Here is a 13,820-nt window from a genome sequence, read left to right on the forward strand (position 1 = left end):
TCAGCTCTGCTCCGTTTCGCCTTCGCGATCGTCACCGGCAGCACCCTCTTCGCGCAGCCTCGGCGTGATCTGCTGCTGCGGACGGATGCCGTGCTTATCGGCATAGAACTCGCGGATCCGGTCCATATCGGCGCCGATGTCCCCGGTCATCTCCACGGTCGGGCCCAGCCCCGTCGTGCGGGTGACGGAATCCAGATACCCGAAGGTCACAGGCATTCCGGTCGACATAGCGATGCGATGGAACCCGGACTTCCAATGCGTGTGCCCGCCGCGGGTGCCGTCGGGGGTGATGACGAGGGCGAAGACCTCACCGGCACGGACACGGTCGACCACCTCGGCGACGATCTTGCTGGGATCGGTTCGGTCGACGGGGATCCCTCCGAGGCCGCGCATGATCGGTCCGCGCCACCCGGTGAACAGCGAATGCTTGCCCAGCCAGTGGACGTCGACGCGCAGGCGCCAGGCGATCGCGAGCATGACCGCGAAATCCCAATTCGAGGTGTGCGGTGCCCCGATGAGGATGGTCGGTCGGTTCGGTGCGGGCTCGGTGACGAGCTTCCACTTGCTGAAAGTCCAGAAGGCGCGGGCGAGGAGGCGTCGGATCATGAACTCAACGGTAGAGTACGCGAATGGGTGAGCTTGTCAACGACGCTGGGGTCGTGCCGAAAACCGGTCATGGGCGGCTTTCAGCACCGGGTAGAGCCGACGGTGGCTGAGGGCGAACCCGTTGCGCACGATCTGCCGCGGGTTGAGGCTCCGTCCGCGCAGACGCCGGGTCGCCTCCTCGGTGAGGATATAAGCGAGCACCTTCGGCCCGCGGGAGACAGCACGTTCGAACACGACAGCGTCGATGTCGTGCCAGGGCAGCAGCGTGGTGGGAAGTATCCGTCCGTTGCGGGCCAACGCGACGCCCGTAGGGGAGAGGACGAGGGACTCACGACGGCGCAAGCGCATGACCACACCGATCGGAGCGACGATGAGGCAGCCGATGATGCCGATGACGAACGCCCACATGCGCAGATTGACGATGATCAGCCACCAGCTGCGGCCGTCGCTGATCGTGGCGGTAACGATCCAGACGAAGGCGGCGAGCAGCCCGAGCCCGACGATGAGTGCGACGGCCAGGGTGAAGATGATGTGCCGAGTCGATGAGGGAATGGTGACCTGCTGTCCACGGTCGAGCCGACGCACCACGGCGGCGGGCGAGAGGTCCTCGAGCATAGGCATCAGGATACCGGCGGCAGGCAGCAGGCGCTGAGGCCATGGCCTTGGGAAGCTGAGCTCGGGCGGTGGGAATAATCGGGCCAGGTTGATCGCTGTGCGTAGTACGACCATCACCAACAGCAGAGGAAGATATGTCTGATTCAGCTCGTGTAGTCATTCTCGGCGGCCATGGGAAGATCGCCCTCCTGGCCGCACCCAAGCTCAAGACCGCAGGATTCGCGGTCGACTCCGTGATCCGCAACCCCGACCAGTCGGCCGATATCGAGGCCGCCGGAGCGAACCCGGTTGTCCTCGACATCGAGACTGCCGATACCCAGGCGCTCGCCGACACCTTCGCCGGAGCCCAGGCTGTCGTGTTCTCCGCCGGTGCCGGCGGCGGCAATCCGGAGCGGACGAAGGCCGTCGACCTCGAAGCCGCCAAGCGCTCCGTCGACGCCGCCGGTCAGGCAGGGGTCAAGCGCTTCGTCATGGTCTCCTATGCCAGCGCGAGCGTGGACCTCGACCGGGTCGATCCCGAGAGCTCGTTCTATCCGTACGTGCAGGCCAAGCACGGTGCCGACGAGCACCTGCGGGCCAGCGGACTCGACTTCACGATCCTCGGACCCGGCGGACTGACCCTCGAACCGTCCAGCGGCAAGGTCCTCGTCGCCGATGCCGCGGGTGACCTCGACGGACAGAAGCCGGCAGACGATGTGCGGGTGACGTCCCGTGACCTCGTCGCCGATGTCATCACCCACGTCATCTCCGAATCGGCGGCGGTGCGTGAGACGGTGAATTTCTACGACGGGCAGACTCCCATCGCCGAGGCGATCCGCTGACCAGAGTTCAAACGATCAGAGTCTCAACGGTCCGAGTATTCACCGAGCCCTGAGCAGCCCACCGAACGATGGTCCACCGTTCCGAACAGGAACGGCGGACCATCGTGCTATCCCACCGGCGGTGACCGACGCTCGCCTACTCGGGTGGTTCAGCCTCGGCGATTCCACAGCTGATGGGTCAAGCCGCTCGCCGTGGTCAGCGATTCGATCGTGAAGCCCTCCTCCACCCCGTCAAGACCCTCCCAGAGGGAGACCCCGCGCCCGAGAGTGACCGGGACGACCACGATGTGCAGGAAATCGATGAGACCGGCGGCCAGGAACTGCTTGACCATCGAAGGGCCACCGCCGATGCGCACGTTGAGACCGTCAGCCGCGGCGGTCGCCTCGGCGAGAGCCTCGGCGGGGGAGGCATCGATGAAATGGAAGCTCGTCCCGTTGTCGAACTCCATGGGTTCGCGGGGGTGATGGGTGAGGACGAAGCAGGGAGTCTTGAACGGCGGTTCCTCACCCCACCAGCCGCGCCACCCGTCGTCGGTCCAGGGCCCCGTCTGGGGTCCGAACTTCTTCCGACCCATGATCTCGGCGCCGATGCCCTGCCCCCACATCGCGAACAGCGCGCGATCCGCGGTCACGGGAGCATCGACCTTGTCGACGCCCTCGATTCCGCGCCCGTCGAAGAACGAGAACAGTGCCTGCGCCTTGCCGATGGGCTGGTCGAGAGTGACGAACTCTCCGGCCGCGAAGCCGTCGAGAGAGACGAAGAGATTGTTGACACATGATTTGGCCATGATCACTCCAGTGTGGTGGTGCGGCGGTGTCTGTCAACGGTGCAGTACGCACAGTGGACTCAGTGTACGATCGAGTAGTTGTAGAGTGCAATCACTGGAGGTGGATCGATGCCTGCTGAACCGCGCTCGGGGTGTGCCATCAATGCCGCTGTCGAAGTTCTGGGGGACAACTGGTCGCTCATCGTCCTGCGCGACATCATCTTCGGCAATCGGCGGCATTTCCGCGAGCTCCTCACACTCAATGATGAGGGCATCGCCTCGAACGTGCTTGCCAGCAGGCTGAAGAAGCTCGTTGATGAAGGGCTTCTGACCAAGGCGGAGGCCGTGCGTGGGCAGAGGGCCGAATATTCCCTCACCGAGGCGGGCATCCAGACCCTGCCGGTCATGGTCGCCCTCGGGACCTGGGGAATGACCCACAGGGAGACCTCCCCGGAACTGACGATCCGATCCCGGCTGATGGCCGAGGACCCTCAGCTCGTCGCCGAGCTCATGGACGAGCTGCGGGAGATCCACCTCGGCGTTCCGCGCCCCGACCCGCAATCGCCGCGCGCCTCCGAGCGACTGCAGGCAGCCTTCGAAGCGGAGGTCGCCGACAGCTGAACACGGCTTCGACAGCACTCTTGTGCGCCCCTGCCGTCTGTGGTTCCATGGATTAAGTGATTGCGAAAAGCAACTACTTTCCCGCAGCACTGATCCCGAAGGAGCGATCATGTTCACAGGACTCATGGCCAATATCGTTGTCACCGGCGAGAAGGAAGCGACCGAATGGTATTCCCGACTCTTCGAAAGACAGCCGGACGGCACACCGATGGCGGGCCTGGCCCAATGGTGCTTCGACGAGAAGTTCGGCATCCAGATCTGGGAAGACCCGCAGCGGGCCGGAGGCTCCAATGTGGTCATCGACGTGGACGACCTCGACAAGGTGGCTGAGCGTCTGCGTGCGGCCGGAATCGACCACGACGAGCCGAGCCCCGGTGGCGGACAGCGCATCCTCCCGGTCACTGACCCGGATGGAAACCAGGTGGTGTTCTTCGGTGAATGAGCTGCCCGCCCCGGATGGCCCTGCAGCAGAAAAGCCCACCCCGATGACTGCGACGATCAGCCTCAGCGCCGATATCGACCACTCGATCTCAGCGGTGTGGAACGCTTTCGCCGACACCGATCAGCGGGTGCGCTGGGGCGTCCCCGCGGGCGAGGCGATGGTCTGTGACATCGACGAGTTCCGGACCGGCGGATCCATCCGCGCCCGCTGCGGATCTCCGGGAGCCCTGGAATTCGACTCGTCCGGACAGTACTGCGCCATCGAGGACGAGCACTTCATCGTGACCACCGAGACCCTGACCAAGGATGGCGGGACGCTCTCGAGCGCGATCATCACCTGGACATTCACCGCGACATCGACCGGCACTCGGGTGGACCTCGTCGACCAGGTCGTGTCGTTCGTCGGACAGGGGATGATCGACGGCCACCGCAACGGCCACGAGATCTGCCTGCGACAGCTCGGAGAGTTCCTCAGCTCCTGAGGTCGGCAGCCCAGGGGAGATCTGCGCCTTCGCGACTGACGGTGATTCCCGCCAAGGCGGTCGCCCGTTCGCCCAGAGCCCTGAGCTCTGCCGTCGTGAGGTCGGACAGTGCCGTCGCCCGGGCCCGCAGGTCGTGGATGAGGGAGACCATGAACGTGTCACCGGCACCGATCGTGTCCACGACCTCAACCGGGGTCGAGGACACCGCAGCCCGCGCCGAGGCGGTCGACATGATCGCGCCCTCACCTCCTCGCGTCATCGCCACCAGATCCGCACCGAGGCCGAGCAGGCAGTCGATCTGAGCGTCGACATCGAGTTCGGGGTAGAGCCAAGCGGCGTCGACATCGCTGAGTTTGAGGACGTCGACACGTCCGGCGAGGTCCTCGAAGCGCGGCAGGACCTCCTCGCGGGAGCCGATGATCGACGGCCGAATATTCGGATCGAAGCTGATGAGTGATCCGTGCGTCTGCGGTCCCGACTGCGCCGTGATGGTGTCGAGGAGCCTGTCGATCACGGCAGACCCCGGGGTGAGAAATGCCGCGATCGAGCCGAAGTGCAGAACGGACGGTGCGCTGTCCTCGAGAAGCGAGGAATCGGGATCCCACCGCAGCTGGAACTCGTACTCGGCCGAACCGTCTTGAGCGAGGCGGGCCAGCGCCGTGGACGTGGCACCGTGCGGGGACGCGAGAACGGAGACGTGAGACTCCCGCAGATGCGCCAGCAGGAACCCGCCGTGGAAGTCATCACCGACATCGGTGAGGAACTCGACATCATCGCCGAGGCGGCCCAATCCGAGAGCGACATTCGCCGGGGCACCGCCCGGTGCGTACCGGTCCCGGGCCCCGGGAGTGCTGACGATGTCGATGAGGGCTTCACCGATGACCAGAATGTTCATGGGCACGATTCTAAGGTGAAACGCTTCCACCGGCCGCGAGGTGCAGAAATAGCTCGCAAATCGGTGATTACAGCGAATCGACGTCATTTCGTGTCAGTGCCGTCTGGGAGCGTGTGGTCATGGACAAGAACACCATTGACAACGACGTCAGAACGATCATCGACGAGGAGACAGCCCGTGTCTTCGCCCCTCGGCCGGGCGAATGCCTGGCTTGCTATGTGTTCCGCCAGCTCGGCGAATTCGGCTGCAATGGCACTCACCGCTTCGCAGAAAGCTTCCGCGACCGCACGGCTCCACGTGCCACGGCGCTGCTTGCGCGATTGAGCAGCATGGGTGCCTGCTGCTGTGACTGCGAAATGTTCCTCAACGCCTTCACTCCTGCAGCCAAACCGTGGATCACCAGCATGCCGTTCGGCGAGCTCATCGGCACTGCCTTCGGCAGCGAGGAAGCCATCGACATGAGAGAAAGGTTCGGAATCGACGAACCTCCCTCGACGAAGCTCTACCTCTGCTGTCGACTGGTGCGGCGGGGGTCCACCCAAGCCTGCGGAAACTGGGCCCGCATCCGACGGTGGTGAGCACACGCTTCCGGCAGAATGGGACTATGTATTCCACTCTGCCGCTGTTTCTCGACTGCGATCCCGGGATCGACGATGCGCTCGCCCTGGCCTACCTGTGCTGCCAGAACGATATCGACGTCGTCGGCATCGCAGCCTCAGGAGGCAACGTCGCTACCACCCAGGTCCTTGAGAACACTCGTGGATGGCTGGCACTGGCCGGACGCAGCGATATTCCCGTCCACTCGGGACATGACCTTCCGTTGGCGCGGCAGACCCCGGCGACAGCACCGGACGAAGCGCTCGAATACGCCGACCTCACCCACGGACAGACCGGACGCGGATACGCACGGCTGCCGGAATCGCCGGCCCCGGTCAGCTCTGTGTCGGCCGCCCACGCCTGGGTGAACGCGGCCCACGCTTATCCCGGACAGCTGGTCGGCGTGGTCATCGGACCGGCCACGAACCTCGCCCTGGCCCTCGACATCGACCCGGAGCTGCCCCGGCTGTTCAAGCGGCTGTTCATCATGGGCGGGGCCTTCAACTACCGGGGCAACACTCATCCGACGACGGAATGGAACGTCACCTTCGACCCGGAATCCACCTCCCGGGTCCTCGCGGCCTTCGGAGAGGCGCATACAGACGGCCACCTCGAGCACCTTCCGGTGATCGCCCCGATCGAAGCCACCGAGGCCGTGGAGATGACTCCCGAACGACTGACCCGCATCATCGACGGCGCTGCCTCTGCCGGACCACGGTGGCAAGGGATGGTGACCCAACTGTCAGAAGCGCTGCGGTTCTACTTCGAGTTCCACGAATCCGACGGACTCGGCTATCTCGCCCATATCCACGATCCCTTCGTGCTCGCCTGTGCCCTGACCTGGGCGCGACACGATGCCACGGGACCCACCGACCAAGCGGATGGGGAACCGGGCACGCACGCGGAACCGGCAGCCTCCTCGGTGCCGGCCCCCTCATCAGAGCCTGTCAGAGGAACAGCAGGCGTGCTTCCCTGGGCGACAACGCTGTGGGCGCCGGTCGACGTCGAACTCACAGGTACACTCACACGAGGCGAAACCGTCGCCGATTGGCTCGGACGGTGGGGCCGGCCCGTGAACGCAGAGATCATCCGCACCCTCGACGCCCCCACATTCCTCGACCACCTCAGCACCACCCTGATGAAAGGACCACAAGCATGAGCGCACACTCCAGAGGGTCTGGGCAGGGGCCGACCACCACGGTCGGTCCCGGACAAAACCGCAACCTCGCCCTTCCCCTCACCCTCACACTTCTCGGCACCCTCGTCGTCATCGGCACCTACGTTGCGGTGCTGCTGACCCAACCGGCCAACCTCGGCGTCGACCTCGGCCACACCACCTTGTGGGTCATGCTCGGCTATCTCGGCGGAGGTATCCTGCTCGCCGCCGGCACACTCCCACTCATTCCCCGCAGCGTCCTCGCGCTCATTCCCGTCGCCATTGCGCTCAACATCGTCATCGGGCAGATCATCGGCAACTACACGCCCGTCCCGCTCTACCTCGACTCGATCGGAACCGTGCTCATCGGCGTCCTCGCCGGACCTGCCGCAGGAGCGTTCACCGGCATCATCTCGAACCTCATCTGGGGTGTGACCCTGAGCCCCAGTGTCATCGCGTTCAGCTCCGGGGCCGCCTTCATCGGCGCCGCTGCAGGCTGGGCCGCACGGCTCGGCGTCTTCCGCACACCGTGGACCGCGATCATCGTCGGCGCTATCGCCGGTGTTCCGGCCGGTGCCATCGGCGCACCCGTTGCCGCCTACGTCTTCGGCGGAGGCCTGGGTGCCGGAACCGGGGGAGTCGTCGCCATCCTCCAAGCCGCAGGATTGGAGATGTTCAACGCCACCTTCGCCCAGAGCATGATCTCCGACATCGTCGACAAGGCGCTCATCTTCGCTCTGGCCTATGTCGTCATCCGATCGCTGCCCAAACGCATCATCGATCGCTACGAGTTCGCCTCCCACAGTCGGCCCCGCTCGACCTCTCGAACCGGGCCGACGAAGGCGAGAGAGTCCACGTCTGCGTCTTCGGTCGAGTCTGCACAGACTGCTGAATGAGCAGCGCTTCACCCGATTCCGGTCTCCGGGATCTTGAGGCGAGCACCGTCGAAGCCGATAGAACGTCCAGTCGTCTGCACCCGGCCACAGAGTTGGTCATCTTGGCCTGCGGCCTGCTGCTCATCTTCGGCCTTCCGTCCCCGATCGTGCCGGCAGCCGTGCTGACCGGCACGATCGTGACCGTCGTGAATTCCCGGACCGTCCGCCTGCGCTCGTGGTCGCTGGCAGTGGGAATTCTGTGCCTGCCGACACTGCTCGTGCTCATCATCGTGCAGGGACTGTTCTACCCCGGTGTGGAGGTCCACGTGCTCTGGGAGGCCGGACCCGCCCGCCTGAGCGTCGAAGGGCTGAGCATCGCCGTGCAGATCTGGCTGCGTGTGAGCGCACTGATCGGTCTGTGCGCACTGTTCGGGCTCGGCGCGGACTCCGCTCGACTCTTCGACGGGCTGCGCCGACTCCGTCTGCCTGCGGGACTGGCCTATGTGTGTGCTTCGGCCATCGGGCTCATTCCTCTCATCGGGGCACGCACCCGAGAGATCATCGATGCCCGGAAAGCGCGCGGATGGGCGACCGATCGGTGGACGGTGCGGATGCGCCTGCTGCCCGGGATCGTCGTCGGACTCATCACTGCGATCCTCATCACCGTCGACCAGCGTCACGACGTGCTCGAGCAGAGCGGACTGAATATGGGCCCGACCACGGCCTCTCTGCAGGACCACAGAGACGGAACAGGACAGAGAGTTCTGCGCATCCTCACCCCGCTCGTCACCCTCGGGCTCATCGCCGCCTCCGTGGCAGGACTCCTGCCGCTGCCGGAGACCTCACACCTGATCGGGGGTGCCTGAGATGACGTTCGTTCTCACAGATGTCGGATTCACGTATCGAGGAGACGACGCTCCCGCGTTGACGGGCATCAGCCTCGAACTCGCCGACGGCACCATGACCGCGGTGCTCGGAGCAGTCGGGTCGGGCACCTCGACGCTGTGCCGACTGCTGGCCGGGCAGCTCACCTCTCGCGGCACAGCGACCGGCACCGTCGACCCAGGCGGCACGGTCGCGCTCCTCGGTGACGATCCGGAAGCGCAGCTGAGCGGAATGACCAGCTACCTCGGCGATGAGGCCCAGCTGGCATGCCGGCTGCACGGCCGCGATCCGGCTGATGCCCAGGCGCGGGCCAGGCACATGTTGGAACGGCTGGGCATCGCCGGACTGTGGGCACGACGAGTGGACACGCTCTCCGGCGGTCAGAGACAGCTGGTCGCCTTGGCACGGCTCCTCGCCGCAGATCCCGATCTGCTCATCCTCGACCAGCCCGCTCAGTCCCTGGACCCTGCGATGCGGATCCGCCTGGCAGCTGTGCTGCAGGAGTTCTGCGCCCGGGGCGGCACTGTGCTCATCACCGGACACCAGATCGACGAACTGACCCAAGCCTGCGAGCCGGTGCATCTCCTCGACTCCGGACGTCTGCGACCAACGACAGACACAACGCAGTCCATCGGCATCTGGGACTGTCTGCCCGCTGCTGCCACGGCCGTCGAGCACGCGTCGATCAACCGGCCCGATCCGCGGCTCACGGTGGCCGGACTGCGAGTCGACCGTGGGAGCAGACGCATCCTCGACGGCCTCGACCTCGACCTGCGGCCCGGCGAACTCGTCACCGTGACAGGAGACAACGGGGTCGGGAAGTCCACACTGCTGCGCGGCATGATCGGACTGCTCGACCGGTCTGCGAGGATGACGGGCACGATTGCGGTCAGTCGCCTCGGCGAGATGACACGAGTTGATGCGCTGCCCGCCCACGCACGGAGCACCCACCTCGGCTGGGTCGGGCAGGATCCGGGACTGCAGCTCTCCGCAGCCACGGTGGCAGACGAACTGCTGCACGCCTCTCCGCTGCCGGCGCATCGATGGCGTGATCGGGGGCGAGTGCGGGACCAACGCCGGTCAGATGTGGACACCGTGCTTGCCGAGGTCGAACTGACTGAGGTCGCCGACGAACACCCGTTCGACCTCGACGCGCCTCGACGCAAAGACGTCGTCATCGCCTCAGCACTGATGACCGGTTCACCTGTGCTGCTGCTCGACGAACCGACGATCGGGCGTGACCTGGCGGGGATGAACCGGCTGAATGCGATCATCGAACGCTTCCTCGGACGCGGCGGTGCCGTTCTGGCGACCACCCATGACCGGCGCTGGGCGAGTGAGGCGGCGCACCGGAGCCTGCAGCTGGCGAACGGTCGGCTTCAATCGTGAGGATATGACGAGATGAATCGCTGCGGCCGCCCAACTCACGGTGCGCATCGACTGGACGAACGTGCTCAGAAGTCGAAGGAGTCGTCCCCGGCGGCTGCAGGGCTGCGCAGCCTCTGCAGATGCAGGTGCCTGATGAGCCGGATGACGGGGCGGATGAGCATCTCCACGCTGCCGATGACGAACAGCCACGTTCCCGTAAACGTCAAGGTCTCGGAGAAGAACATGAAGCTGCCGACGAGGAACCACAGGCCGATGAGCACGTCATTGGCGATGCTGATGACCTGGTAGCGCTGCCGGATGACGAGTTCCTCGCGTCCGATCCGCAGATGAATGTCGTAATTGCCCTCAGCCATCGCACCGTCCTCTCACATTGATTCCTTCTGTGAGCGAGCCTACTGCCGCGGCCGGGCCCAGAGCGCCGATCAGAACTGAATCTCATGTCAGTGGCGGAACCTACCGTGAGGACATGGATCAGAACTCGAACACGTTCGACGCCCTCGACGACGAAGCGCATGACCATCGTCCGCTCATGCCATGGGATGAGCTGCTCGCCTTCATCCGCCGGTTCCCTCAGCTGGCCGCAGTCGATGCGGCTCTCATCGCCCACCAGCGGCCGGACGCCACAGTCGTCGACACCGAAGCGCTCAGTCCCGTCACCGCGGCGGGAGCACCCACGTGGGACGGTCTGCACCGAATCCTCCAGGTGCTGCGGCAGAAGAACCTGCTGCCACAGCACCTGCCGCAGACCCGCAGCGCCACCGTCATGCTCACTCGTCTCCTCGACGAACTCGCCCTCATCCTCACCGGTCGTCGAGGAGCGCGGCCCGAACTCGGGATCGCGGCAGCCACAGCACACACGGATGCCGCTGCGTTGCGCTTCGAAACCGAATGCATCACCTGGCTCATCGCCGGTCGACTCGGGCTGAGGGCCGCCGCGACAGGAACGCTCAAGGGCTACCTCAAACACGGTGAGCTCATTCCTGCATTCTCACGCGATCGTGTCCTGCACACAGTCGATGCGATCGAGCATCTCTTCGGCGGGGCGCTCGTATTCGGGGAAACGGTGCGTCATGAGGTGCCCAGCCTGTTCGAGCTCGACGACAGTCTGGCCGTCTGAACGTTCCGCGCCGAGCCTCATCAACTCCGATCGAACCCTGGTGCTCAACGCCCGATGAGAGCACAATGAACCCTATGCCGACCCCACCGCAGCGCTGGACCGCAGCCACCGTCTACCCGAACATGTGGATCGATCCCGCAGACGACCCGCGCAACACAGACGGACGCAGTCCCGACGGTGAGCTGGCAACCCTGCTCGACTTCATCCGCGACTACAGACTGACGTTGGTGATGAAATGCCACGGACTGTCATTGGAGCAGCTGGCACTGAAGTCCGTTCCGCCGTCGACGATGTCGCTGCTCGGCCTGATCCGCCACATGACCGACGTCGAACGGGACTGGAGGAACTGGATCACCGATAACGAACCCGAACCAGCCCTCTACGGCAGCCTGGACAAGGCGTTCGACCTCAGCGAAGTGACCACCGACGACGATTCGACCCTCACGGCGACCTTCGATCTGCTCAGACGGGAACAGGACGCAACCGACACTGAAATCAGCAGACACGACGATCTGGGCACACGGCTGGGCCGCGCGGCGATCGCGGTGCGAGAACTCCACGTCCACCGGATCGAAGAATACGCCCGCCACTGCGGGCACGCTGACCTGCTGCGCGAATGCATCGACGGCAGAACCGGGCAATAGCCTCATCGCCACAGACCAATCCACATCGACGACAGAGACAAACCCACCTCAACGCAGAGGATCACCGATGAGCAGAACAGTCCAAGTCACCTTCGACAGCCACGACCCCGAACGGCTCGCCCGGTTCTGGGCCGAAGCACTCGGCTACATCGTGCCGGGCCCGCCCGGGATCGAGCTGGGCGAGGACGACGATCCCATCGCCGCCTGGAAGGAATTCGCCGCCGGACTCGGAATCGAACTGGGTCCGGAGAATATGGTCGCCGCCATCGAAGACCCCGAAGGGACAGGCCCACGCGTCTTCTTCCAAACAGTGCCCGAGGACAAAACGGTGAAGAACAGAGTGCACCTCGATATCCGTGCCGCGCCCGGACTCGACGGCGATGAGCGGATGGACACGCTCGAAGCCGAATGCGCCCGGCTGACGGCCCTCGGAGGGAGTCGGCTTCGGAGAGTCGACCCCGACCCGCCCATGGAAGCCGGGTTCATCGTCATGACCGACCCCGAAGGCAACGAGTTCTGCCTCGACTGAGCGCCGGACAACTCTGGCCGACGACCAGATGAGAGACTTCTCAGACGAGATGAGATTCTTCTCAGAAACCCCAGGTGAGGTGCGGTTGCTTGCTAGCGTGAGAACCATGAAGACGAATCGCATGGCAATGAGCACAGTGGCAGGACTGGCGGCGCTCGCTCTCGGCCTGGCCGGGTGCGGCGGAAATGATTCCGGAAACGAAGCCGACGAGGCTCAGAGCTCACCGGAAGCAAGCGAATCGGCGCCGGCCGGCACGGCCGACGACCAGGCTGACAACGCCGACGACGGCAAGGACGATAAGACGGACGACGCGAAGGACTCCACCCAAGACGCATCCGGGTCAGGCCTGTCCGCCGACGCCGACCTGAGCAGGGAATCGCCGGCGACCAGCGCCGAAGACGCAATCAAGACGGCGAAGAAGAAGGCCGGGAACGGAATCGTCCACGACATCGAACTCGATTGGGACGATGACGATCAGGCCTGGCAATACGAGGTGTCCGTCCTCGACGGCAACACCGACCATGACATCGAGATCGACGCGAACTCCGGCAAGATCGTCAATGACGACCAGGACGACAGCGATGACAAGGAGAGGAACATCGATCTCAATGATCCGATGACCTTCGACGAAGCACTCGAGCTCGCCGGTGAGAAGGCCTCCGGGAAGCTCGTCAGCTGGAAGCTCGAATACGATGACGACAAGCAGGAGTACCAGTTCGACTTCGACAAGGACGGCGAAGAGATGGAAGCCACCGTCGACACCGACAGCAAGCGCGTCTCCGTCGATGACTGAATCGATGACCACTTTCGGTCGACTCGTGGTCATCGCCGGCCCCATGTTCTCCGGGAAATCCGAAGAGCTCATGCGTCGAGTCCGGCGAGCCACGATTGCCGGGATCAACGTGCTCGTCGTCTCTCATTCCCTCGACACCCGAGCCGATATCGCCACGATCACCTCGCACGTCGGGATGAATATCCCGGCGGTTCCCCTCAGCGACGCCCCTTCCCTCGCCGAGGCGGCCCAGACCTCCGACTACGGCCTCATCGCCATCGATGAGGCACAGTTCTTCGGCCCCGACCTCATCCCCGTCGTCGACGACCTCCTCGGCAGAGGCATCGACGTCATCGTCGAAGGTCTGTGCGTGACCTTCGACGGACAGCCGTTCGAACCGCTGCCGAGTCTGATGGCCGTGGCCGAAGAGGTCCTCAGACTCACCGCAGTGTGCACGATCTGCGGCCGTGACGCCGTCTTCCACCAGCGCACAGACCATTCGGACCTCGCAGCAACCACCATCGACGCCCGCCATATCGGCGGACTCGACACGTATGTCGCCCGATGCCGCGAACACTTCACCAGCGCGCGGCAATAGCCCGCAGGGC

General features: G+C 64.7%; 19 protein-coding genes. 14 read left to right on the forward strand and 5 right to left on the reverse strand.

Going from position 1 to position 13,820, the window contains the following annotated elements; translation table 11 throughout:
* Together L1F31_RS07555 and L1F31_RS07560 are read right to left on the reverse strand one after the other, a co-directional pair.
* Complete coding sequence (locus L1F31_RS07555) at positions 1 to 606, reverse strand: 1-acyl-sn-glycerol-3-phosphate acyltransferase (protein ID WP_265420028.1); 606 nt, start codon at positions 604 to 606, stop codon at positions 1 to 3.
* Between the two features lie 36 nt (positions 607 to 642).
* A complete protein-coding gene (locus L1F31_RS07560) occupies positions 643 to 1,221 on the reverse strand; it encodes a hypothetical protein (protein WP_265420029.1) in 579 nt (192 codons plus the stop codon).
* Positions 1,222 to 1,355: 134 nt separating this feature from the next.
* Here L1F31_RS07560 and L1F31_RS07565 point away from each other — a divergent pair, with 134 nt between their 5' ends.
* Positions 1,356 to 2,042, forward strand: coding sequence for an SDR family oxidoreductase (locus tag L1F31_RS07565; protein ID WP_265420030.1), 687 nt, complete (start codon positions 1,356 to 1,358; stop codon positions 2,040 to 2,042).
* 149 nt (positions 2,043 to 2,191) lie between these two features.
* Here L1F31_RS07565 and L1F31_RS07570 read toward each other — a convergent pair whose 3' ends face one another.
* Entirely contained in the window at positions 2,192 to 2,830 is a 639-nt protein-coding gene (locus tag L1F31_RS07570; protein ID WP_265420031.1) for a dihydrofolate reductase family protein, read from the reverse strand.
* Positions 2,831 to 2,938: 108 nt separating this feature from the next.
* Between L1F31_RS07570 and L1F31_RS07575 the strand changes: the two genes are divergently transcribed.
* The 3 genes from L1F31_RS07575 (at position 2,939) to L1F31_RS07585 (ending at position 4,353) form a co-directional block, all read left to right on the forward strand.
* Positions 2,939 to 3,430 carry a winged helix-turn-helix transcriptional regulator gene (locus L1F31_RS07575; RefSeq protein ID WP_265420032.1) on the forward strand — a complete coding sequence of 164 codons (492 nt, stop codon included), beginning with the start codon at positions 2,939 to 2,941 and terminating at the stop codon, positions 3,428 to 3,430.
* 109 nt (positions 3,431 to 3,539) lie between these two features.
* Positions 3,540 to 3,872: a VOC family protein gene (locus L1F31_RS07580; RefSeq protein WP_265420033.1), complete on the forward strand. Its 333-nt coding sequence runs from the start codon at positions 3,540 to 3,542 to the stop codon at positions 3,870 to 3,872.
* Positions 3,865 to 4,353 carry an SRPBCC domain-containing protein gene (locus tag L1F31_RS07585; protein WP_265420034.1) on the forward strand — a complete coding sequence of 163 codons (489 nt, stop codon included), beginning with the start codon at positions 3,865 to 3,867 and terminating at the stop codon, positions 4,351 to 4,353. The genes L1F31_RS07580 and L1F31_RS07585 overlap by 8 nt, the downstream gene beginning before the upstream one ends.
* Here L1F31_RS07585 and L1F31_RS07590 read toward each other — a convergent pair.
* On the reverse strand, positions 4,343 to 5,248 hold the full coding sequence (locus L1F31_RS07590) for a carbohydrate kinase family protein (protein ID WP_265420035.1): 906 nt from the start codon (positions 5,246 to 5,248) through the stop codon (positions 4,343 to 4,345). The two genes, L1F31_RS07585 and L1F31_RS07590, sit on opposite strands and share 11 nt — an antisense overlap.
* 119 nt (positions 5,249 to 5,367) lie before the next feature.
* On the opposite strand from L1F31_RS07590, the gene L1F31_RS07595 reads away from it, so the two are divergent.
* The 5 genes from L1F31_RS07595 to L1F31_RS07615 are packed head-to-tail and all read left to right on the forward strand — an operon-like array spanning position 5,368 to position 10,150.
* Positions 5,368 to 5,826, forward strand: coding sequence for a DUF2695 domain-containing protein (locus L1F31_RS07595; protein WP_265420036.1), 459 nt, complete (start codon positions 5,368 to 5,370; stop codon positions 5,824 to 5,826).
* 26 nt (positions 5,827 to 5,852) lie between these two features.
* Positions 5,853 to 7,004 (forward strand): nucleoside hydrolase, encoded by a 1,152-nt coding sequence (locus L1F31_RS07600; RefSeq protein WP_265420037.1) that lies wholly within the window; start codon positions 5,853 to 5,855, stop codon positions 7,002 to 7,004.
* Positions 7,001 to 7,897: a histidine kinase gene (locus L1F31_RS07605; protein ID WP_265420038.1), complete on the forward strand. Its 897-nt coding sequence runs from the start codon at positions 7,001 to 7,003 to the stop codon at positions 7,895 to 7,897. Before L1F31_RS07600 ends, L1F31_RS07605 begins: the two co-directional genes overlap by 4 nt.
* Positions 7,894 to 8,742 carry an energy-coupling factor transporter transmembrane component T family protein gene (locus tag L1F31_RS07610; RefSeq protein ID WP_265420039.1) on the forward strand — a complete coding sequence of 283 codons (849 nt, stop codon included), beginning with the start codon at positions 7,894 to 7,896 and terminating at the stop codon, positions 8,740 to 8,742. Before L1F31_RS07605 ends, L1F31_RS07610 begins: the two co-directional genes overlap by 4 nt.
* 1 nt (position 8,743) lies before the next feature.
* On the forward strand, positions 8,744 to 10,150 hold the full coding sequence (locus tag L1F31_RS07615; protein ID WP_265420040.1) for an ATP-binding cassette domain-containing protein: 1,407 nt from the start codon (positions 8,744 to 8,746) through the stop codon (positions 10,148 to 10,150).
* 65 nt (positions 10,151 to 10,215) lie between these two features.
* Here L1F31_RS07615 and L1F31_RS07620 read toward each other — a convergent pair whose 3' ends face one another.
* On the reverse strand, positions 10,216 to 10,503 hold the full coding sequence (locus L1F31_RS07620; protein WP_265420041.1) for a YrhK family protein: 288 nt from the start codon (positions 10,501 to 10,503) through the stop codon (positions 10,216 to 10,218).
* Positions 10,504 to 10,616: 113 nt separating this feature from the next.
* Between L1F31_RS07620 and L1F31_RS07625 the strand changes: the two genes are divergently transcribed.
* The 5 genes from L1F31_RS07625 to L1F31_RS07645 all read left to right on the forward strand — a co-directional run bounded on the left by L1F31_RS07625 (position 10,617) and on the right by L1F31_RS07645 (position 13,810).
* On the forward strand, positions 10,617 to 11,267 hold the full coding sequence (locus tag L1F31_RS07625) for a hypothetical protein (protein ID WP_265420042.1): 651 nt from the start codon (positions 10,617 to 10,619) through the stop codon (positions 11,265 to 11,267).
* A gap of 74 nt (positions 11,268 to 11,341) precedes the next feature.
* A complete protein-coding gene (locus tag L1F31_RS07630; RefSeq protein ID WP_265420043.1) occupies positions 11,342 to 11,911 on the forward strand; it encodes a DinB family protein in 570 nt (189 codons plus the stop codon).
* 67 nt (positions 11,912 to 11,978) lie between these two features.
* Positions 11,979 to 12,440, forward strand: a complete 462-nt coding sequence (locus L1F31_RS07635) for a VOC family protein (protein WP_265420044.1) — start codon at positions 11,979 to 11,981, stop codon at positions 12,438 to 12,440.
* Between the two features lie 106 nt (positions 12,441 to 12,546).
* Positions 12,547 to 13,233, forward strand: a complete 687-nt coding sequence (locus L1F31_RS07640) for a PepSY domain-containing protein (protein ID WP_265420045.1) — start codon at positions 12,547 to 12,549, stop codon at positions 13,231 to 13,233.
* A 4-nt stretch (positions 13,234 to 13,237) separates the two neighbouring features.
* Complete coding sequence (locus tag L1F31_RS07645) at positions 13,238 to 13,810, forward strand: thymidine kinase (protein ID WP_265420046.1); 573 nt, start codon at positions 13,238 to 13,240, stop codon at positions 13,808 to 13,810.
* Positions 13,811 to 13,820: the final 10 nt, after the last annotated feature.

The organism is Brevibacterium spongiae (assembly GCF_026168515.1).
Lineage (GTDB): Bacteria > Actinomycetota > Actinomycetes > Actinomycetales > Brevibacteriaceae > Brevibacterium > Brevibacterium spongiae.